Annotated in this window: 13 protein-coding genes; 9 read left to right on the forward strand and 4 right to left on the reverse strand. The window is 46.4% G+C overall.

Annotated elements, in window-relative coordinates; all coding sequences use genetic code 11:
• The first annotated feature begins 1 nt into the window (after position 1).
• Both CS948_RS13060 and CS948_RS13065 read left to right on the forward strand, forming a co-directional pair.
• Positions 2–1,183, forward strand: a complete 1,182-nt coding sequence (locus CS948_RS13060) for a transglutaminase family protein (RefSeq protein ID WP_099292161.1) — start codon at positions 2–4, stop codon at positions 1,181–1,183.
• Positions 1,184–1,347: 164 nt separating this feature from the next.
• On the forward strand, positions 1,348–4,710 hold the full coding sequence (locus tag CS948_RS13065; RefSeq protein WP_099292162.1) for a hypothetical protein: 3,363 nt from the start codon (positions 1,348–1,350) through the stop codon (positions 4,708–4,710).
• A 139-nt stretch (positions 4,711–4,849) separates the two neighbouring features.
• Here CS948_RS13065 and CS948_RS13070 read toward each other — a convergent pair whose 3' ends face one another.
• The 4 genes from CS948_RS13070 to CS948_RS13085 all read right to left on the reverse strand — a co-directional run bounded on the left by CS948_RS13070 (position 4,850) and on the right by CS948_RS13085 (position 8,650).
• Positions 4,850–5,695 carry a PepSY-like domain-containing protein gene (locus tag CS948_RS13070; RefSeq protein ID WP_099292163.1) on the reverse strand — a complete coding sequence of 282 codons (846 nt, stop codon included), beginning with the start codon at positions 5,693–5,695 and terminating at the stop codon, positions 4,850–4,852.
• A gap of 55 nt (positions 5,696–5,750) precedes the next feature.
• A complete protein-coding gene (locus CS948_RS13075; protein ID WP_099292164.1) occupies positions 5,751–6,596 on the reverse strand; it encodes a PepSY-like domain-containing protein in 846 nt (281 codons plus the stop codon).
• 102 nt (positions 6,597–6,698) lie between these two features.
• Complete coding sequence (locus tag CS948_RS13080) at positions 6,699–7,967, reverse strand: cell wall metabolism sensor histidine kinase WalK (protein WP_099292165.1); 1,269 nt, start codon at positions 7,965–7,967, stop codon at positions 6,699–6,701.
• The gene (locus CS948_RS13085) at positions 7,964–8,650 is read right to left on the reverse strand and encodes a response regulator transcription factor (RefSeq protein WP_099292166.1); all 687 of its coding nucleotides are present in this window, start codon (positions 8,648–8,650) and stop codon (positions 7,964–7,966) included. Before CS948_RS13085 ends, CS948_RS13080 begins: the two co-directional genes overlap by 4 nt.
• Positions 8,651–8,961: 311 nt before the next feature.
• Between CS948_RS13085 and CS948_RS13090 the strand changes: the two genes are divergently transcribed.
• The 7 genes from CS948_RS13090 to CS948_RS13120 all read left to right on the forward strand — a co-directional run bounded on the left by CS948_RS13090 (position 8,962) and on the right by CS948_RS13120 (position 20,962).
• Positions 8,962–9,519 carry an RNA polymerase sigma factor gene (locus tag CS948_RS13090; RefSeq protein WP_255302010.1) on the forward strand — a complete coding sequence of 186 codons (558 nt, stop codon included), beginning with the start codon at positions 8,962–8,964 and terminating at the stop codon, positions 9,517–9,519.
• Positions 9,520–9,646: 127 nt separating this feature from the next.
• Positions 9,647–10,810: a FecR domain-containing protein gene (locus CS948_RS13095; protein ID WP_099292167.1), complete on the forward strand. Its 1,164-nt coding sequence runs from the start codon at positions 9,647–9,649 to the stop codon at positions 10,808–10,810.
• A 149-nt stretch (positions 10,811–10,959) separates the two neighbouring features.
• The gene (locus tag CS948_RS13100) at positions 10,960–14,571 is read left to right on the forward strand and encodes a SusC/RagA family TonB-linked outer membrane protein (RefSeq protein WP_255302011.1); all 3,612 of its coding nucleotides are present in this window, start codon (positions 10,960–10,962) and stop codon (positions 14,569–14,571) included.
• A 15-nt stretch (positions 14,572–14,586) separates the two neighbouring features.
• Positions 14,587–16,176 (forward strand): RagB/SusD family nutrient uptake outer membrane protein, encoded by a 1,590-nt coding sequence (locus tag CS948_RS13105; RefSeq protein WP_099292169.1) that lies wholly within the window; start codon positions 14,587–14,589, stop codon positions 16,174–16,176.
• Positions 16,177–16,207: 31 nt separating this feature from the next.
• The gene (locus CS948_RS13110) at positions 16,208–17,146 is read left to right on the forward strand and encodes a hypothetical protein (protein ID WP_099292170.1); all 939 of its coding nucleotides are present in this window, start codon (positions 16,208–16,210) and stop codon (positions 17,144–17,146) included.
• A 29-nt stretch (positions 17,147–17,175) separates the two neighbouring features.
• Positions 17,176–18,273, forward strand: coding sequence for a thioredoxin family protein (locus tag CS948_RS13115; protein ID WP_176555052.1), 1,098 nt, complete (start codon positions 17,176–17,178; stop codon positions 18,271–18,273).
• Between the two features lie 31 nt (positions 18,274–18,304).
• Positions 18,305–20,962: a zinc-dependent metalloprotease gene (locus CS948_RS13120; RefSeq protein WP_099292172.1), complete on the forward strand. Its 2,658-nt coding sequence runs from the start codon at positions 18,305–18,307 to the stop codon at positions 20,960–20,962.
• Positions 20,963–21,049: the final 87 nt, after the last annotated feature.

Genomic DNA, 21,049 nt, shown 5'->3' on the forward strand with positions numbered 1-21,049 from the left:
AATGAAAAACCTATTTATCTTGTTGTTGTGTTGCGTGTGCGTGGCATGCGCGAAATATCCGGGAGTACCGGAAAAATACCATGCGTTACTGGACAAAGCTTTGGACAAAGCGGGTGCTAATCAAACCGAGCTCGTGAAAGCTCTGAAGACTGCCGCACCCGAGATGAAAGAAGGGGTTGCTTTCCTTATTGCTTATATGCCGGAGCGTGATTTGACTTCCATGACAGGCGACGATTTGTTGTCGAACGTTCAATTGGCTTACGAGGCTCGAAATCGTTTTGCTTGGGCGAAGAGCGTGCCGGATTCAATTTTCTTGAATGACGTGTTGCCGTACGCTTCCTTGAACGAAACTCGCGAGAATTGGCGTGCCGATTTTTACAGGCGATTCGCCCCGTACGTGGAGAATTGTAAAACGTTGGACGAGGCGATTGCTGCCGTGAACAGGAATATCCGGGATGAGGTAAAGGTGGATTACAACACCGGCCGTGAAAAACCGGACCAGAGTCCGTTCGAGTCCATGCGCCAGAATATGGCTTCTTGTAGCGGGTTGTCTATTTTGTTGACGGATGCTTTCCGTTCTGTCGGGATTCCGTCGCGCATTGCCGGTACTGCCAACTGGCATGACAATCGCGGAAACCATAACTGGTGTGAGGTGTGGTTGGACGGGAAATGGTACTTCACGGAGTATTATCCCAACAAGTTGGATCGTTCATGGTTCCTTGCCGATGCCGGGAAAGCGGACCCGAATGACCGTATGCACGCTATCTGGGCTTCCTCTTTCAAACCGACCGGGGAGAGTTTCCCGCTCGTGTGGGATTTCAACATCAAGTATGTACCTGCGTTAAACGTGACTCAACGCTACCTTGATATTTACAAGCAAGTGTATAACGAGCAACTGGAAGGCGGAAATTACGTGAAGATGAAAGTGATGATGTACAAAGACAAGCGTAATACGCGCAAGTCGGACGACCGGGTTGCAGCCAACGTGGACATTTTCTGCGGTAAAGACCAGATCGGTGGCGGACGTACAGCCGGCCCCAGACAGGATATGAATGACGTGTTGGAGTTTGTCGTGGAAAAGAATAAAGAATACACCTTGTATTATTTCAATAAAGACGGGAAGTGGGTCGGAGAGAACGTGAAAGTGAAAGAAAAACCGGTAGAGGTGAAACTGCATCTGTAAAGAATGAAATATTCTAAATAGAAAATCCCGGAAGCGTAAACTTCCGGGATTTTTCTTGAATTATTATTTGTGTTACAATAATTGCCTTTTTTAATAAAATATCCCTATATTTGAGCGATAGGTGGTAAAGCTTTGTGCGTCGATGTTTTATTAAAATTCAAGCTATGAATCTACATGACATTTTACATGTTGCCTTGTACGAGGCGAAGCAACAGCGTAGGCAATGGGAATTTCGTTTATTTGTTTTTATTGCGGTGATTGGTATAACGTTGTACCAGTTCTTTTTGCAAGGGCAGGGCTACTGCTCGAACTGGAAGATGGTGGCTTTGCCTTGTTCCGTACCGCTGGTGAATGCTTACTTGTATAGTGTTGTGCAATCGCTGTTCGTGATTCTGATGGTTACCGATTTTCCTCGCCGGGAAAAGTTGGGCGGGGCGCTTGACCCTATTCATGCCCGCCCGATGGAGAACGGGGAATACACGTGGGGAAGGGTGTTGGGTAATATGATACTTTTCGGTGCGGTGAACCTGCTCGTGATGTTGTGCTGCGTCTTTTTCGTGAACTTGAATAGTATGGCGCCTCTCGGTATCCAATATTATATATTCTATTTCGTCACCTTGAACATCCCGTCGCTGGTCTTCGTGATGGGGTTGAGCTTGTGGTTGTCACGGGTGTTCAGGTGGCGTTACCTGACTATGGTGCTTTTGTTCTTGTGGTGTGTGGTATCTGTTATCTGGTTGCCTTATCGGTTGCATGGGATACTGGATTTCTTGGGTACGGGAGTACCTAACTTGTTCTCGGGCGTGACGGGACACGTGGGATTGTGGTATTACCTGTTGCATCGGCTGGGTTTCCTATTGCTGGGACTGGGACTTTTGGCTTATAGCGTGTGGGGCGTGGAACGCCTGCCAAGTACCTTGAAGCAAGTGAGGCGTTACTCGCTCGGGGGCGTGACGCTTGTCGTGTCGGGGCTTCTTTGCGGGGTGGTGATGGCGGTAAGTTATATACCTGCCCGGAGTGCCCGTGAAAGTTACCGGGAGAGTTTCCGGAAACATTGGATCGGCATGCCTTGTCATGTCAGCAGCCACGATATTACGCTGAGGCAGGAAGGTGAGAATCTTGATGTGCGTAGTGATCTGGTGGTATGCAACCTGAATGGCAAGGAGGTGAAACAGCCACTTCTCTTCCTGAACCCGGGATTGCGTGTGACTGCGTTGGAGGAAAGCGGGCGGGCGTTGCCTTTCACTCGGGACGGGCAGGTACTTGTTATCGATCGTTCCTTGGCAAGTGGCGATACCTTGCGTTTGCGGGTGTCATATTCCGGTAGGAGCGATGAACGATTTACCGATTTGCATATACCGGATGATAGTTACGAGGATAGTTTCCGGTTTGACAATTTCTTTCCCACGGGACGGCGGAGCGCTTTCGTGTCGGATGATTATCTTCTGGTGACCTCCGCTTGCGGGTGGTATCCGACGGCATTGCCTCCCGTGAACCCGGTATACCCGGTATGCAGCGGCAAGGATATGACCCGTTTTCGCTTGACCGTGGCTCATCCCCGGCAGCGGGAGTTGTTTTCCCAGGGGATCGCTTCCACCGGGGCGGATTCTTCTTATTTCCGTCCTTCCCACGTCCTGTCCGGGATTTCGCTTTGCGGGGGACAATTTGAAACGGTGGAATTGGATATTGACAGTATGAAATTTGTCGTGTCGTCTTTCGGGATTCCGGCTCCCTTGTCGGAGCATTTCGAGGCTCTCGACTTGAATGGAATCAAAGGGTACTTTGAGTACTTTTTTAAACCCGTGATGAAATTCGCCGATTTGAGTTGGTACGAGAAGGAGCAACCTTGTTATCGCTTGATAGAAACCCCACTTCCTTTTCGAACCGAGTTTAACGAGGGGCGATTGATTAGCGGGCAAATGGAGCCGGGTGTGGTATTTTTGCCGGAAAAGGAATTCGATATGAAACTTATGACGGTGTTGAATATGCCCATCGAGGAAACGGAACCGGATCTGGCATTTCTCGGTGAAGGTGTGGCGCTTCCTGAGCGAACGCCTTGGGCGGCTGGACACATGAATATGTTATTCGGTAGCTCGGATAATCTATTTGACAATCATGAATGTAGCCATCCGATACTGCAGTTGGGTTTTGATCGGGAACGAACCGGGTTCAATCTTTGGAATATACATACGTTGTTCGCATCCCCTCGTTTGTCTGTTTATTCCGAGAAATATCCTTATGTTGGCGTGTTGATCGACAAGTTATATTCCGAGCGCAAATTTATACTCGGGCACGTGGGGATGTACGTTCCGCTGGAAGATGCCCGAAAAATCAATGCGTACGCACGGGAGCACAGTCTGGAAGAAGCCTTCCTCGAGCGGGGATTTCCGCGGGTATTGCTGGCTGGGATGATGCTGTCGAACGTTCGGGATCTCGTGAATTATCTCGGGTTGGAGGTTTCCGTGGATTCCCTTTTCAGAGCTTTGGATGACATTTATCATACCCGTTCCGGGGTGATTCATTTTGACGAATTATCGCGGGTATTGGGCGAGCGGGTTGGAGGTGATCTGGAACGGGTGTTCGAGAAATGGATCGGGGTTCGGCATGACCAATATTTTAAAGTAGCCGATATGAACAGTTATTTTTACCCGGATGATAAAGTGTATGGGCCGGGATGGATAGAGATTGAGGCGAAGGTCATGAATTGCGGAAAAGAAGGAGGCTTCGTGTACATGGATATGAGCGAGAAAGGGGAGAAAAAATATTATAGTTGTTACGTGGAGCCGGGAAAGGCGAAGGCTTTTTATATGGCACGGCGGGTGGAAAGGGCGTATGATTTGTACGGGAATTTCAACTCGGGAATGTCAATCAATCGACCTGTCGACTTCGAGTTCGTGCACGAGGAAAGAAGTAAACCCGCGGGGTTGGCGGAAACCCCGGGAAGATGGGTAGATACGGATATTGCGGCATTCCTGCCTGACCCGAATGTGACCGTGGTGGACGACACGGACGAGGGGTTCTCGTTTGACGACCGGGCTAACCAGACGATCTTGCAAAAATGGTTCGGGGTTAGCCGGGAAGAAGTTTTCGGTCTTGTCGGGCGGCAAGAACTGCGCTATTGGACTCCCGTGATCAGGAACAATTACGAGGGGGATTCCCTTCGGCGGGCGTATTTCAAGAGCTTCGGCAAGGGCGATTGTTCTGCAACGTGGACTGCCCGCTTGAAAGAAAAAGGGAAATACCGGGTGATGGTTAAGACCAACTTGGAAAAAATAAGTTATGGAGAAATGGGCTTGGATTACTCCGATTTCACTTTAGCTTACACGATAAAACACGGGGATCAAGAGGAAAAGATCGACTTTAACATGGGTGAAGGGGTAGAAAACAGAACGATTGACGACTGGATGGTTCTCGGGGAATTCGATTTTCCGGCGGGAGAGGTCAGCGTGATTCTTTCGGATAAAGACGAGCGGGGACGAAAAGATATCGTGATTATGGCGGATGCCGTGAAGTGGGTGAGAATGTAGGAAGTTTGTAAAGTACATGAAGTCTATAAGGTCAATAGACCTGCGGTGCTTTGTCCACGGCTGCTCGGGTTGCCGTTAAACTCTGTCCAAAGGACACCCGTGTTTTATGGACTAATAAAAGGGACGAGAGTCCCTTTTATTAATTTTTCGGTGTCGTGGATATTACTTCCAGACTATTGGCGTTTATCGTGACATAAACTTCTTTGTTGCCTTGTTCTACCTCGAAGATGTAGACATTCGTTCCGTCGGCTCTTTCTTCATAATCGATGTCGTCGATGCGATAATTGGCGTATGCCGAGGTTTTCAGAACGTTCATCACGTTGGTGGGGACTTCACTTTGGCGAACTTCCCATGTCGTGACCACCCACTCGTTCTTGTGGTTGAATACCACGTCTTTTTTGAGACGGTTGTCGATGATTTCTATTTTCAACAGTCCTTTTTCCTGATCAATTTCCACGATGTTTGCTTGCGGGTATTTTTGTTTGATGAATTGCAGGACGGTTTGGGGCATCGTTTCCGGGAAATAGCCTTTGTTTTCTTTGTCCATTACCGTTTTCACGAGAGTACCGTTTTCAAGGTAATGTAGGTCTACTTCCTGTTCGCCGAGTTCCACCTCGATGATGTAAAGGGTTTCCATACCGTCTCTCTCGAGTTTATCCACGTCTTCCACTTTCCATTTGGCATATTCCCCGGTTTCAAAACTGTTACGGATAACGGCGGGCAGAGAGCGGAAGGATACGTCGCTTTCCGTCATCACCCATTTGCCGTTGTTGTCGAACCAAGCTTCTGCTTCCGTGAATCCGATGCGGAATTCGGCGACTTGATACGTGTTCTTCACTTCCCATTCCACTTGTTTGGCTTTCGGGTACTTGGCCTTAAACGCGTTCACGATGTTCTTGGCGGGGACGTAGCCGTCGCTTTTGCAACTGCTGAAAGCGAACATGGAGGAGAGCATGATTATTGCAGCGATAAATGTTGTTTTCATAATTTCATGTTAGTTTTTGTTTTACAATATAGCTTTTCACTCCTTTTACGTGTGATTACTTCACGATGTTTCCTTCCATGTCCACGGTTACGTAAATATCTCGGTCATTTTCTTTCTCCAATTCGAATACATACACATCGCCATTAGGTCTTTCCTCGTATTCGATGTCGTCGATTTTGTAGCCTTTATGATTTTGACTAATAGCGTTATTAATAGTGGTCATCACTTCTGTTGGAACTTCCGACTGTCTTACGTCCCATGAGGTGTACAACCATTCGTTTTGGGCGTTGAAGTGTACTTCTTTGGACTTACCCTCGTGGCGGATATCAATTTCAGTGATACCTTTCTCAACGTCTATATCCAATATCACGGCTCCCGGATAGCGGTTGTCGATAGCTGTCTTTAACGCTTCGGGGACAGTTGTCGGGTGGTGTTCATTATTGTTGTCCATGTCTTCCACGGCCTTGAGGAGCGTGCCGTCTGCCGCGTAGTACAGGTCAAATTCCTGTTTCCCTTGTTCTACCTCGATCACGTACACGGGTTCCATCTCCACTCGTTCGAGCATATCCACGTCGTCAATTTTCCAATCCTTGTACTCGCTTGCTTGAAATGCTGACTGTACTTCTGCCGGGAGATCGGTGTAGCGGATGTCGCTTTCGGTCATTACCCATTCTCCTTGCGCGTTGATCCAAGCCTCTCTTTCGATACCCTCGAGATAGAAGTCTGCCACGTAATGGTCATATTTCTTTTCCCACTCCACGCGTTGGGCGTTCGGGTACTTGGTGATAAATGCTTCCTGTATCTTCCCGTCCGGGGTGTAGTTGTCGTCGTTATCATCACAGCTCGTGAAAGCGAAACCTGATAATAAAAGTGCGGTAAAAAGAAAATTCTTTGTTCTCATAGCTTTTTATTTTTAATGTTCATGTATTAATTCAATTTCTGAGAACAAAGTAAAGGGGCAATTTGGGAAAGATTTGGGAAAAAAGAGAGGAATTGAAAAATTTTAGATTTTTACCGTGAAATGATGCATCCCGTCGTACGAGTAGGTGATACGGATACCATAAAGATTCGCGATGCTTTGCACGATGGCAAGTCCCAGCCCTGTGGAGTCCGGTTTCTTGTTGTCGGCTTGATAGAAGCGGGTGAAAAGGCGGGAATTATCCAAAGGTTTTCCTTCGCCACTGTTGGAAATGGTGATTTGATAAGGAAGTATGCTGACCATAATTTCGCCGTTTACCGGAGTGTGTATCATGGCATTTTTGAGCAGGTTTGTCACGAGGGTATTGGCTAAAGATTCGTTCGCGCGAATCTTGCAGATGCCCGTTTCCTCGAGGTGTACCCGGAGTTTCTTGTGTTCGTATATTTCTTGAAAATCCTCGATAAGTTCCCGAATGATCGGGTTGAGTTCTACCTCTTTCTCGTTGTGGAATTGCCCGTTTTCAATGCGGGAAAGGAACAACAGGGATTTGTTGAGTTTAATGATGCGTTCCACGTTGCGGTGAATATCGGCAATTTCTTGCAATTGTTCCTCGGTACAGTCCGGTCTTTCGGCGAAGAGTTCGAGTTTGTTGCGGCATATTGCCAACGGGGTTTGCAACTCGTGGGAGGCGTTCCCGATGAATTGCTTCTGTTGGGAATACATTTCTTCGCTCCGTAGAGTCATTTTGCGTATCGTGTCGTTTAACTGTTTGAATTCTTTGATTTTCGTGGGATTGTCCAACGGGGGATTCTTTTCCCCGAGAGTAAATGTATTGAGCCAGCGAAGCAGCTTGTAGAAAGGCGACAGGCTCCGGCGAAACACGAGCTCGGATACGAGTATAATACACACGAGAAGGGTGAAATAGAGAATGATAATCCATTGCAGGATGGCCTCGATCATGTCGTCCTGTTCCAGCGTGGAGATCATGACAGTCAACTCGTAGAATCTCTTGTCCTGTCCCCGGAATGCGGTTTTTAGTACCCGCACGGGGTCGAATTCCAGTTCTGTCTCGTAGAAGCGGGTGGAGTCGAAATAGCGTTCCCGGTAATGGATGGCTTCTTCCTCGGGTATTTCCTTGAGCATGTATTGGCTCATCAGATCGTTATGATTGTCAATGGCGGATGTATCCGTGAGTACCTGACGGATGATAAGGTTTTTATAGTTTTCAAGACTATCGTCCGTTTCATCAAGAATCTCATCGAGTATGTTAAAATAGAAAAGACAAGCCCATGTCGTGAGGATGATGATCAACACGACAGAGAGTTTGCTTATGGTATAGTGGATGAGTTTCATGCTTCCGGGGTGGTTATCAGTTTATAGCCGAAGCCGTAAACGGCTTTGATTTCCGGAATAGCTTCGGCTTGTTTCATTTTCTTGCGTAGATTTTTTACTTGGGAGTAAATAAAATCCAGACTGTCTGCCTGATCGATGTTGTCGCCCCAAACGGATTCCGCGAGAGTGGTTTTATTGATCAGGCGGTCGGGATTAGCGACAAAATAATACAAAAGGTCAAATTCTTTACGGTTCAATTTCAGTTCATTACCATCAATAAAGACGGTGTGATTGTCGGGGTAGACAATTAGATTGCCGATCTCTATTTTGATATCCCCGTCGTTTTGTTTTCTCCGGATGACGGACTTTACCCTGGCGTGGAGTTCCGCCAGATGGAAAGGTTTTGCCAGATAATCGTCTGCGCCGAGGTCTAGCCCTGTCACCTTATCTTCAATGGAGTCTTTCGCGGAAACAATGATAACGCTTTCGCGTTTGCGTAGTTTTTTCAGTTCCTCGAGGATCGACAGTCCGTTGCCACCGGGAAGCATGATGTCCAGCAGGATGCAATCATAGTCGTAATCATTGATTTTCTGCAATGCCGTGGCGTAGTCCGTGGCGGTTTCCACGATAAAACGTTCTTTTTCGAGTGATTGTGTCATCACTTCCCGTAATCCTTTTTCATCTTCGACAATCAGTATCTTCATGGCTTTCCGGTTTTAGTCTACACAAAAATAGAAAAATATTCTGGAAAGAATTAGGAATAAAAGATCAGTAAACTAGTGTTAAAGTTTTTTGGCCCGAATGCGAGTGAAAAAAGTTCAATCTTTACTGTTATTTTATTTTGATGTGTTTGATCTGTTCCGATGCTTCTTTATTTCGAGATAAGAATTATTTTCTTTGTTTTTAGCCGTGTGGGAAACCGGAACAATGTTGTTTTTTATTCGTTTATTTGATACTGATAGGAATTTATATACTTTTGTATCGAATAGAGTGTTTGATATTATAGATTTAGAGGATGAGGATTGTTTCAGAGGAGATGTTGGGGCCTTTTAAAAAAGGGGATGGGAGTGCGTTTCGTTATTATTACGAGATGTATTATGATTCATTGTGTTTGTTCGGGATGCGTATGTTGAAGGAGGAAGAGGTCGCTTTAGATATAGCGCAGGATGTTTTTGTCAATTTATGGAAGGCAAGAGAGGGGATCGAGTCCGAGTTGCATTTGAAAATGTACGTGTATCAATCCATGCGTCATCGTTGCTTGAATTACATCCGAGTGAAAAGATTGGAGGCGAATTATCGGGATGAGTATATGATGTTAACTTCCGAGGGGGAGTTTGTCAATGCTGTTGTTGAAGAGGAAGTGTATCGTTTGGTCATGCAAGAGATCGATGCTTTGCCACATGAGCAGCGCCGGGTGTTGTTAATGCACCTCGAGGGGAAAAATAATATTGAAATAGCGGAGATTATGAAAGTTACCGTGAATACCGTAAAGACTCATAAGGCTCGTGCCCGTCAACAATTGAGAATAAAATTGAATGATCTTTTTATTATTTCTGTTATTCTAGGAATTTGATTTTCAACTTGTTTTAATTGAATTGCAATTCTTTTTTCAAAAAAGATTATATCCCTTGTCATCCTCATGGGGGAATTCTTTGTATTTAGAGTAGTTATGTGATGAAATTAGCCGTAACTGTTTTATAATGGAAAAGAATTTAGGCATAGAGGATAGAATCAGGTTGGCAAAGGCTTATTTAGACGGGACGTTAACACCATCCGGGGACAAGGATTTTTCACGTTGGTTGGAGGAGTCGGCTTCTAATAAAGAGTTGTTGCGCAGGTTGCAGGATGATCGGTTACTATTGAGTAGATTGCATTTCCGGGAGAAGAATGATAAAGAGAAGGGGTGGCAGAACGTGCAAAGGAAAATTCATGGAGGACGGAGGCGTTTTTGGTACGCGATGCGTTACGCGGCAGTTTTGACCGTTATCGCATGTGCGGGAGGGATGTTGTATTTGTTGCGGGAAGGGAATACGAGTAAAATTGAATTGTCCCACGAGGGTTCCGTTGTCGTGAAAGGAGGGAGCAAGGCTTACCTGGAGTTGGCGAATGGCGAGTGTTTCGTGTTGGATAGTTCAAGCACGATAAGCGCAAATGCGGGGGGGACTCGTATTCGCTCCGGGGATAAAGGAGTTGTGGTGGTGGAGAAACAGGAGTTGGAAAATGTAAAAGAAGAGGTCGAGTATAACCGGATTGTGATTCCGAGGGGAGGTGAATACAAGTTGGTTTTGGCTGATGGAACCGGGGTCTGGATCAATTCTTCCTCGAATCTGGAGTTTCCTTCCTGTTTCACGGGGGAGGAACGGCGGGTGAGGTTGACCGGGGAGGCGTATTTTGAAGTGGCGGGAGACACGGTGCGACCTTTTGTCGTGGAAGTCGGGGATAAGGAGGTTGAAGTGTTGGGTACGAGTTTTAATATAAACGATTATAACGGGAAGTTCGCCGCCACTTTGGTAACGGGGAAGGTGGGGGTGCATGTCGGTAAACAGAAGTATATTCTTGAACCTTCCATGCAGATCCGGGTAGAGAATGGCAACGTCTCCATGTCGAACGTGGATACGAGGGAATTTGTGGCTTGGAAGGACGGGTGGTTTGTTTTTAAAAGGCGGCAATTGCGGGATGTTTTGGATATATTGTCCCGTTGGTACGATGTTGCCGTGTTTTACCGGAATCCTGGTTTGCAGGATTTGCATTTCACGGGTACGATAAAACGGCATAGCGATATTGCCGATGTGTTGAAGTTTTTGGAGAAAACGGATATGGTGAAATTTACATTGGAAGGAAAGACGTTAATCGTGTCGAAATAGGATGAAATAAAAAGCTGTTGAAAAGGACCAATTTTTCAACAGCTTGGACAAACAATAAGTGTTTAATTTTTTAGCGAAACAAATTTATGAGAAAAAATCGACAAATGCGATTTATCAGGAATCGTATTTTAAAAAAAGTGGTGAACATTATGAAATTGACATCTTTTTTGCTGATTGCCAGCTTTATGCAAGTGTCTGCAACTGTATGCGCGCAGGACAAGAGGGTTTCCATTCAAGTGAAAAACTCTCTGGTGGAACGGGTATTTCTATTGATAGAGCAACAGTCGGATTACGTGTTTGTTTATAATCACGAGCAGTTGGCGAAAGTGGGGAAAGTTACTGTTGATGTTGTTGACAAGAGTGTGTCCGAGGTGTTGGATGATTGCTTGAAAGGTTCGGGATTGTATTACGAATTGGTGGATAACACGATTGTTATCCGGGTACGACAACAACAAGTGAAGAAACCCGTTCCTGTGCGGGGGAAGGTGACGGACACGGATTCTATGCCCCTGCCGGGTGTGACCGTGAGATTGAAGGGTGCGACGGTCGGGACAGTGACGGACGCACAAGGTAATTTCTCTTTGCCGCTCCCGGAATCGAACTCGCGGGTAACGCTTGTTTTTACCTTTATCGGGATGAAGCAACTAGAGAAGGAATTCCGTCCGGGAGAATCTATTCACGTGGTCATGGAAGAGGATACCGAGATGTTGGACGAGGTTGTATCTTACGGGTATTATCAAGTGGACAAGCGTCACATGACGAGTTCTGTGACATCGTTGAAAGCGGAGGATATTCTGTTGCCCGGGGTGAGCACTATTGACCAAATGCTGGAGGGACACGTGCCGGGAATGATTTTCATGAAGAATTCCGGGCAGGTGGGGGTCGCACCGAAGTTGAAGATACGGGGAACGACCACTATTCTGGGTTCTACCGCCCCGGTATGGGTGTTGGACGGGGTTATTTTGACAGATCCGGTAAACGTGGATCCGGCTTCTATCAATGATTTGGATTTCGTGAATTTGTTGGGTAACGCTATTTCCGGGTTAAACCCGGATGATATTGACCGGATCGACGTGTTGAAAGATGCTTCCGCTACCGCTATTTACGGTCCGAAGGCTTCGAACGGGGTTATCGTGATTACCACGAAGCGAGGCAAGGTCGGAAAGCCCTCGGTGTCTTATTCTGTGTCGGGTACTTATCGCCGTCGCCCCCGTTACACGGATCGTTCGGTGAACGTGATGAATTCACAGGAACGTATCGCTTATTCCCGGGAGTTGATAGGCGCGCAGTTGGCGGTGCCGGACTTGAAGAGTTGGGTCGGGTACGAGTCGGCTTACTACGATTATTGTAATAAGGTGATCACGCACGGTGAGTTCGTGGACCGGGTGTGCGGGATGGAAACCGCAAACACGGATTGGTTGGATATTTTGATGCAGGACACGTATTCACACAATCATTCGTTGAGTATTTCGGGAGGTACGGAGAATATACGTTATTACGCTTCCCTGGGGTATTTGGATGAATTGGGGAATATCAGGAACGAGGAGAATAAGCGCTACTCGGGTATGGTAAATTTGAATCTGGATTATGACCGTTTCACGATGCGTTTCGGGTTGAAGGCGAATTCGCAGAAAAAGGAGTACACGCCGAAAGACGTGGCGGTGACCGACTACGCGTACAATACTTCACGAAGTGTGGCGGCTTACACGGAAGAGGGTGATTTGTGGTATTACCAAAGATTGAACAGTACTGCCAACACGATGGAGGAGCACTCGTTCAATATCATAAACGAGTGTAAGAATTCGTATGATGATATCAGCACGAATCAGGTCGGGTTGAATCTTGCTTTAGGGTATAGGATTATTCCTTCCCTGAAAGCCGAACTTGTTTTCGCTTACAACGTGTCGAACACGGACGAGAAGATTTTTTTCGGGGAGGATACCTGGTATATTTCTAATTTTAGAAAGAAAATTGCGGCGACGGGGGAGATCCCTCTTTATTCGGAATGCCCGGCGGGAGGTGAATTGCAATTGAGTAACACGAAAAACGAGTTCTACAACGTGCGCGCTTCGCTGAATTTCAACCGGATGTTGGACAAGGAGCAGTTTCACCAGTTGTCCGCGAGCGTTATCGGGGAGTTGAGTTCGTCCAAATACACGGGGTTCCGGATTACCCGGCGAGGCTATTTGCCGGAACGGGGGATGATATTTGACGGCGTGGATATCAGTGGCACGAATTACCCGAATTACAGGGATTGGTTACAATCCGAGAGCGCACTCGGCCGTTTGTCGCATAACTTGACGAATCTGGTCGGCTTGATCGGGAGCGTGACGTACGCTTACCGGAATAGTTATATCCTTAACGCTAACATGAGAATAGACGCTTCCAATAAATTCGGGGACGCGAGTAACGATCGCTTGTTGCCTATCTGGTCTGTTTCGGGGCGTTGGAATATGCATGAAAACGTGTTGCGCAACACGAGTTGGTTGGATATGCTCGCATTGAAGATGTCTTTCGGGTACCAGGGAAATATGTCCGCACAGGATTCTCCTCGTTTGATCATTCAAAGGCAGGGGACGAATAATCTTTTCAAGGAGTTCTATTCTTTGGTTGATAGGTACCCAAACCCGAATTTGAAGTGGGAAAAGACTTCGACGTATAATGTCGATCTGGAGTTCGCGATGTTCAAGAATAAGGTGAGGGGTTCGATCGGTTACTATTACCGCAACACGACGGACGCTTTTCTGGCGAAGAAGGTTTCAACGGTGAACGGGATAGATAATTACACGGTGAATGCCGGTCGGTTGCGTAACCAAGGTTTTGAGCTTTCGCTCAACTTTACGCCGATTAACACGATGAGCGCGAGTGGCGAGCGAAAAGGTTTCGTGTGGCGTTTCGACCCGAATTTTGGTTCCGTATTCAATCAGCTGGTGGATAAGATCAAACCGAAGGATAAGGTGTTGCAGGACGAGATAACGTACGCTGACTACGTGAACGGGACGGTACAGGTTGCGGGGCGTCCTTTGAACACGTTTTACTCGTACAAGTTTAAAGGTTTGAATCCGCGGGACGGTTCGGCGATGTTTTATGATACCGACCGGTTCGTGAAGCAGGGAGAAGAGGAGATCGATATGAAAGAGGTGTATGCGGAAATGGATAAAGAAGAGGTGTTCACGACCGTGATGAAGCGTTCCGGTTGCCGGGAGCCTTTCCTGCAAGGCGGACTTTCAAACTATTTGGGCTGGAGGAATTTCGGGCTTTCTTTTAACTTGAGTTACAGTTTCGGTTCTAAAATACGTTTGTTCAGGATGTACTCTTCATCGGGGAATATTGTAGGTCCGGAACGGAATCTGCGCCGGGAGTTCACGAAACGTTGGCAGCGCCCGGGTGACGAGGCTCACACGAGCGTGCCCGCCATATTGCCGAACAGCGAGTGGAGCAAGACACAAGACCCGTGGTGGAGTAACGAACCGTACAAGTTCGCCCAAACGATCTGGGATATGTATGATAATTCCGATTTGCGGGTGGTTTCGGGAAATTACGTGAAGTTACAAAGTGCTTCTTTCCGGTACGTGGTTCCGGACGCCTTTTGCAAGAAGTTGCGTTTGAAATCGGCTTACGTGAGTATCAGCGGAACGGATTTGTTCACGATCTGCAGCCGTAAGCTGAAAGGGCAGGACCCGTCGCAGTCCGGGACCTCGGAATTAATTAATATTTCGGTACGACCGACTTATTCGTTGCAGTTAAATGTTACATTTTAAGTAAATTAAGATGTTATGAAAAGATTATTTGGTTATATTATAGGGGGCTTGCTTTTGACCTCGTGCGGGGATTTTTTACAGGAGTATTCACAAGACTTGACGTATGCCAATTCGTGTGCCGATCTGGACGAGATATTGATCGGGAACGGGTATATGAGGCAGGCAAAGAATTTGAGTAGTTTTTATTATACCGAGGAAAACGGGTATTACCCTTATCTTCATTTGATGGATGATGACACGGAGGAGTGTATTACCGGGCAGGTGTATTTGACAAGTTCTGCTTCAACTCCGGTGTTTTACATGCGCGGTTTTTACACTTGGGCTAAAAACCCTTTCAGGGATAACAATGCTTCGGCGATGACGGATGTGGATTGGAAAAGGATATATCGCCATATCGGTTATTTGAACGTGGTTATTTCTTACGTGAAGGAATTTGAGTCCGACCCGGAAGAGACGCGCCGCAGGGTTAAAGGCGAGGCGCAATTCCTGCGTGCCGGGTATTATTTTATGCTCGTGAACCTTTACGCTAATCCTTATTCCAAGGAAACGGCAGATGAAGACCCGGGAGTGCCTTTGAACCTCACGGAGTATATCGAGGCAAAGTATTTCGGGCGCGAGTCTGTGGCTGCCGTTTATAAGCAGATTGTGGCCGATTTGAAAGATGCCATCGAGAATTTGTCCGGGATAACGCAACCCACGATTTATCGCGCGGATGAAGTGGCAGCCCGGGCGTTGTTGAGCAGGGTGTATTTGTACATGGGCGAGTGGCAACTGGCGATAAACGAGTGTAGCAAAATCATGGAATCGGGATGCGTGTTGCGGGATCTGAATGGTTTTGATGCCGGGAACGGGATAGCCGGTGGCAGTACCCGCGATTATTTTAATACATCCGATTCGCCGGAAGTTTTCTTCACGCAAGGGTCCCCGACGGTCGGTTTGTTGCTGGAGAATTACGAGTACCAAAAAACGCGTTATCGTGTTTCCGACGAGTTGGCCGGTTTGTATAAAAAATATGAATCGCGGGGAATAGAGGATTTGCGTAAAAAATGCTTTTTGGAAGTGTCCAAAATGCCCGGGGAGGGTACTCACTATTACATGAGGAAGAGTCCGGAGAAGGAACCCGGTTATTATCCAAAACCTGATCCCACGGTTTTCGATTCGTTTATTCTTCGCGCGGGAGAAGTTTACCTGAATATGGCGGAAGCCCAGGCTATGCTTGATCAACCGGAAGCGGCGAACACGATGAAAGCGCTTATGGAAAAGCGGTACGCGGATGGCAAGTGCCCGTCTGTCGACGGGTTGACGGGACAGGAATTGGTAACGTTTATTCGGGAGGAACGTCGTAAGGAATTGTGTTTCGAGGGGCATCGCTGGTTTGACCTGCGTCGTTATGCCGTGTCTCCGAAATACCCGGAAAAGAAGTCGATATCACATAATATTTACCGGTCGGCAACTAGTTATAATGGAAAAGCGGAGTTGGACAGAGTTTACGTGTTGAAACCTTACGGTGAGGACCCGGCTTGGGTGTTGCCTATTCCTCAGGAGGAGCTTGTGTTTAATAATGGCGTGATGAAAGATAATCCGGAAAGGATAGATCGCGACTGATTTTTTAGTGAAATACTTTAATAATGAAGATATGTTAAAGAGTTATTTATTGTATGGCGTTTTTTTTATCTCTCTTTTCGGGGCGTGTAGCACGGGGGACGATGATGATGTGTTTGCCGCAGAAAATATGATCGATTGGTTCGCGGTGCAGGATAAACCGGGTGATGTGCATCAATTGATATATGATATATATAAAAATGATCACTTGACGGTATTTATCAATGATACGATTTACTGCGGGGACGGGGGCGTGGATTATTTCGGGAATCCCGTGGCAGATCTGGTACTTTTTGACCCAGGGTATTATGTTTTTAGCACGGATGTGTTCGTGTCTATAAAATTGTCTGCCGATTCGGCGGCAATGTTGAAAGCGTTGCGGGTGATTCGGGAAAAGGTCGTTCCCTATTTGCCCGAGAGCGGGCTGTATAGGCCTTCGTCTGTATTTTTGGTAGATTCTTTGTATAAAGGGTATAATGAGATGGGATCTATGCTGTGGGGGGAAGTGGAAATATATCCCGGAAGTTTGAAGGGAGTTACGGTCGGGAAACTGTACGAGATACCGGGTATGAACGATGATGAGTTGGCAGTATGGGCGGGGCGTATATTGGCAGCTAAAAGTTCGGTTTGGATACAGGCAAATTGCGGGAAGGAACTTGAGGATTTCGAGAAGATCACGAATGAAGATAAGTTTTTTGGTTCCTATTACGACCAGAACGTGGGTACTTCTCCTTGGGATGCTCCGGAAAAGCAAGGTTTTTTCCGTTGGCAGGTGAAATTATGGGATAATAAAGGGTATAGATCCCCGAAACTTGAAGAGGATATTGCGGAGTATATTGCTTATGTCTATGCTTACCGGGGAATAGAGGCTGAATTGAAGGAGAGATATGAGAATTACACGAAAGTAACACGTAAGTTCGATATAATGAAGGCTTTGGTCGAGCAATTCGAAGCAAGTCAAAGTGTTCGGTAGAATGTTTATTTTAGAATAGAGGTATGACTATGAAAAGAATGATTTTCATCGTGGTTTTTATCATGCCTGTTGTTTTTGCTTTCGGTCAGGGTGTGAATTTTCAAGAGTTGAATTTTCAACAGGCCTTGACCAAAGCGAAAGCGGAAAACAAGTATGTTTTTGTTGATTGTTACACGACGTGGTGCGGACCGTGTAAACAGATGAGGGAACATGTACTTACCCGGGCGAGTGCGGGGGAGTATTTTAACCCGAAGTTTGTATGTGTCGAGTACGATATGGAACGGGAAGGGAAGGAGTTGGGGAAGCTGTTTGGGGTTCGGGTGTTTCCCACGTATCTGATTATTCACCCGGATGGAACGCTTTATCATAAGCTTGTGGGGAGTAGTCTTTCCGCGGATGATTTTGTAGCCAAAGTGAAGAAAGGCATGGAGAAAGAGAATTCTTTCAGTTACTTGGAGAAGTTGCACGTGTCCGGCAGAATGAATAACAAAGAGTTACGGAAATACTATTTTTTGTTGAAAGAGACAGCCGAGGGGGAACGTGCGGCGGAGGTACTGCGGGAACTTTGGACCCGTTTGACTGATGGGGATAAAGTTCAAGCCGAGTATTGGTTTTTGTTCGAGAACCGGGAATATAAAGATGAAGGTTTTGAGTTCGTGATGGCGAATCTGGATACCCTGAGAAAGAACGTGGGGGCGTGGAAAGTGGATATGTTTCTAAACCAGTGTTATTCGGGAGTGATCAACAAATATATGGATGAGCTTGAAAAAGGGGAATGGTCGGACAAGGAAGCAGCCGAGAAGGAGATGAGCGATTCGCGTGAGTTATTGGCAACGATTGATATGAAGAGCAAGGCGATGTTGTTGGAACAAATATCTTTCGTGGAAGCCTGTTTACGAGATGACGCGCGGGGGGAGCTGGCAGCTTTGGAAGAGATGGTCGTTTCGCGGAGGGGGAACACGATGATTCTGCCTAAAATCTTGCGGATCATTCGGAAGCAAGGAAATAAAGTGCTTGCATCCGGGGTGATTGCCATGAAAGACAAAATACTGGACACGTTTTCGATGGAGAGTGATAAAAAGAAGTACGGAGAGATTATCGACGGGTTAGGCGAGGGGCTTGACTGAAATGGATTTTATAAACTTAAATAAAGTATGTATGAAAAATTGTATTGTATTGTTTGTAATTGCATTGTTTGTATTTTCTTTGAGTGAAAGCTCGTACGGGAATACAAAATCAAAGAAAAAGAAAAAAAAGGGTCAAGTAGAAGTCGTGGAGAAGAAACCGGCACCCAAGCCGTTGAGCAAGTACGAGAAGTTATTCAACAAGAGCGGGCATGTTGCCACGGAAAATGGATTTATGACGTTGCACAAGGTGGGTAATAAGCTTTATTTCGAGTTGCCTTTGAAGTACATGGGAAGAGAGATGTTGCTGGCTTCCGTGGCGTCGGAGTCCAGTAATGATATTTTCTGTAAGATGGGATTCAAGGAAAACGATCCGATGCATATCAAGTTCACTTTGGAGGACAGCAGCGTGTGTATGAGGCGAGTGAACGCTGCCGCGGAATTCAGGATGAACGAGGCTCGCGAGGATATTATCCGAAGCCGGAGTTTCATAGATCCGTTGATTAATACTTATAAGGTAGAGGCTTACAATAAAGATAGTTCTGCCGTCGTGTTTGATATGACGGCGTTGTTTACCGGCGGGGAGATGTCGCCGGTCTCGAGAGGAGGAGGGGTGGTTACCATAACAGCTTCCCCGAAAACCAATGGCGTGAAGTTGGATGAGATCAAGGCTTTCGAGGATAACGTGGTTGTTAAGACGTGGTACGCGTATGGCGTTTCGTTGAATATGATGGGAATGATCACCTTGATGACGAATGAGCCCCTGACAATTAAAGCTACTCGTTCCTTGTTGCTATTGCCGGAGCGTAAAATGCGCCCGCGTTATTCTGATTCGAGAGTGGGGATTTTTTTGACGGAAAAAGATTTGATCTCGAATGATGATGACCGGATACGGAAAATTTCTTTCGCTCATCGTTGGCGCCTAGAACCCTCGGATGTCGGGGCGTATGAACGCGGCGAGTTGGTGGAGCCGGTAAAACCTATTGTTTGGTACGTGGATGATGCTTTTCCGGAGTCTTGGATCCAACCTATTAAAGAAGGGGTATTGCGTTGGAACAAGGCTTTCGAGAAAATTGGTTTCAAGAACGTGATGCAGGTACGCGATTTCCCGAAAGATGATCCTGATTTTGATCCGGATAACCTGAAATATTCTTGTATTCGCTATATTCCCAGTACCACGGCAAATGCCATGGGACCTTCTTGGGTTGACCCGACAACCGGCGAAATTGTTAATGCTTCCGTGATTATCTATAACGATTTGATTCGTTTGATCAATCAATGGCGTTTCACGCAGACGGCTCAGTTGGACCCGAGAGTGCGGACGAAAAAAATGCCGGATGACGTGGTACACGAGTCACTTGCTTATGCCACGGCACACGAGATCGGGCATACGTTGGGGCTGATGCATAATATGTCGGCATCTTCGGTTTATCCGGTAGATTCCTTGCGTTCCGCGTCATTTACAAGTAAGTACGGTACAACTCCTTCTATCATGGATTATGCCCGCTATAATTATGTGGCTCAACCGACGGATAAAGGTGTTAACGTGTCACCACCCGAGTTGGGTATATACGACGAGTATGCCATTAAATGGTTGTATACTTGTTTTCCGAAAGCGAAGGACGAGAAAGAGGAAGCGGTGATTTTGGAAAATTGGGTGGACGAGAAAGCGGGTGATCCCATGTATCGTTACGGGAAACAACAGGTTGCAGCCCGCTTTGACCCGACGGCATTGGAAGAAGATTTGGGTGATGATGCCATGAAAGCCAGTGATTACGGGATAAGAAACTTGAAATATATATTGGCACACGTGAATGAATGGATTACGGATGACCCGGATGGTTCGCATAGAAAATTGGTGTATAATTTTATGGCTAATCAATACGTGCGTTACTTGCAAAACGTGATCTATAACGTGGGAGGTATTTATCTGACAGAGGTAAAAGACGGAACCCCGGGGAAACGTTTTGAGCCCGTGCCGGAGAAAACTCAGCGAACCGCGTTAAAATGGGTTTTGAAACAAGTAAAGTCTTGTGATTGGCTGGATAATAAAGACGTTACGGGAAAAATCGGTTTGGACGTGGCTATTTCTACCCGTGTTCAGGCTCTAGGTGCAAAAATGTTGTTTGATATCCGTAAAAACGTGATGTTGTCTTCTCATATCGCCAAGAATCCATACACGTTAAGCGAGTATTTTGATGATTTGTACAATGGCGTGTGGGAAAGTGCCATTAAGGGAAGAAAAGTGACGGCGGGCGATCGGGCTTTGCAAAAAATGATGCTTGCTTCCATATCCACTTCATTAGCTGATAAAAATCAGCAGAAGCTCACGTTGGGAATAACTTCGGGCGAATCGTTTTTACCGTCTGTTGATGAAATCTACTTGTATGGGTTGGACGAAAGCGGAGTGGTTGAACAATATATTGATGAATTGCGCTTGATAGAGGCTGAACTGGGACACGGGGCGGTTGCCAAGAAATTGGGACTCGATCAATTCGGTTCCGGTTATGGCTGGCAGAAGAGCGTGGAAATGGGAACGATTGATGAAACAAGTTCCAGTTTGTACGCGATAGCGATAAAATTAGAAAAGTTATTGGCTCAAGCGGTAGGCTCCGCTCCGGATCGGAATTCTAGGGAGCATTATCAAATGATGTTATTCGAGTTGAAACGAGTGATGAAAGCGATAATGTAGTAGAATTTACTGTTTTTTGAAAAAATCCCGGGGAATGATTTGAATTCTTCGGGATTTTTCATGAATATTTCAATTAACAAGCATTAT

This window comes from Butyricimonas sp. Marseille-P3923 (assembly GCF_900184685.1).
Taxonomy (GTDB): Bacteria; Bacteroidota; Bacteroidia; order Bacteroidales; family Marinifilaceae; genus Butyricimonas; species Butyricimonas muris.

Excerpts from the sequence above, each read along its gene's own strand:
- CS948_RS13105 (WP_099292169.1), top strand. The coding sequence starts at position 14,587 with ATGAAAAGATTATTTGGTTATATTATAGGGGGCTTGCTTTTGACCTCG.
- CS948_RS13090 (WP_255302010.1), top strand. The coding sequence starts at position 8,962 with ATGAGGATTGTTTCAGAGGAGATGTTGGGGCCTTTTAAAAAAGGGGAT.
- CS948_RS13085 (WP_099292166.1), bottom strand. The coding sequence starts at position 8,650 with ATGAAGATACTGATTGTCGAAGATGAAAAAGGATTACGGGAAGTGATG.
- CS948_RS13080 (WP_099292165.1), bottom strand. The coding sequence starts at position 7,967 with ATGAAACTCATCCACTATACCATAAGCAAACTCTCTGTCGTGTTGATC.
- CS948_RS13120 (WP_099292172.1), top strand. The coding sequence starts at position 18,305 with ATGAAAAATTGTATTGTATTGTTTGTAATTGCATTGTTTGTATTTTCT.
- CS948_RS13060 (WP_099292161.1), top strand. The coding sequence starts at position 2 with ATGAAAAACCTATTTATCTTGTTGTTGTGTTGCGTGTGCGTGGCATGC.
- CS948_RS13075 (WP_099292164.1), bottom strand. The coding sequence starts at position 6,596 with ATGAGAACAAAGAATTTTCTTTTTACCGCACTTTTATTATCAGGTTTC.
- CS948_RS13065 (WP_099292162.1), top strand. The coding sequence starts at position 1,348 with ATGAATCTACATGACATTTTACATGTTGCCTTGTACGAGGCGAAGCAA.
- CS948_RS13070 (WP_099292163.1), bottom strand. The coding sequence starts at position 5,695 with ATGAAAACAACATTTATCGCTGCAATAATCATGCTCTCCTCCATGTTC.
- CS948_RS13115 (WP_176555052.1), top strand. The coding sequence starts at position 17,176 with ATGAAAAGAATGATTTTCATCGTGGTTTTTATCATGCCTGTTGTTTTT.
- CS948_RS13095 (WP_099292167.1), top strand. The coding sequence starts at position 9,647 with ATGGAAAAGAATTTAGGCATAGAGGATAGAATCAGGTTGGCAAAGGCT.
- CS948_RS13110 (WP_099292170.1), top strand. The coding sequence starts at position 16,208 with ATGTTAAAGAGTTATTTATTGTATGGCGTTTTTTTTATCTCTCTTTTC.
- CS948_RS13100 (WP_255302011.1), top strand. The coding sequence starts at position 10,960 with ATGAAATTGACATCTTTTTTGCTGATTGCCAGCTTTATGCAAGTGTCT.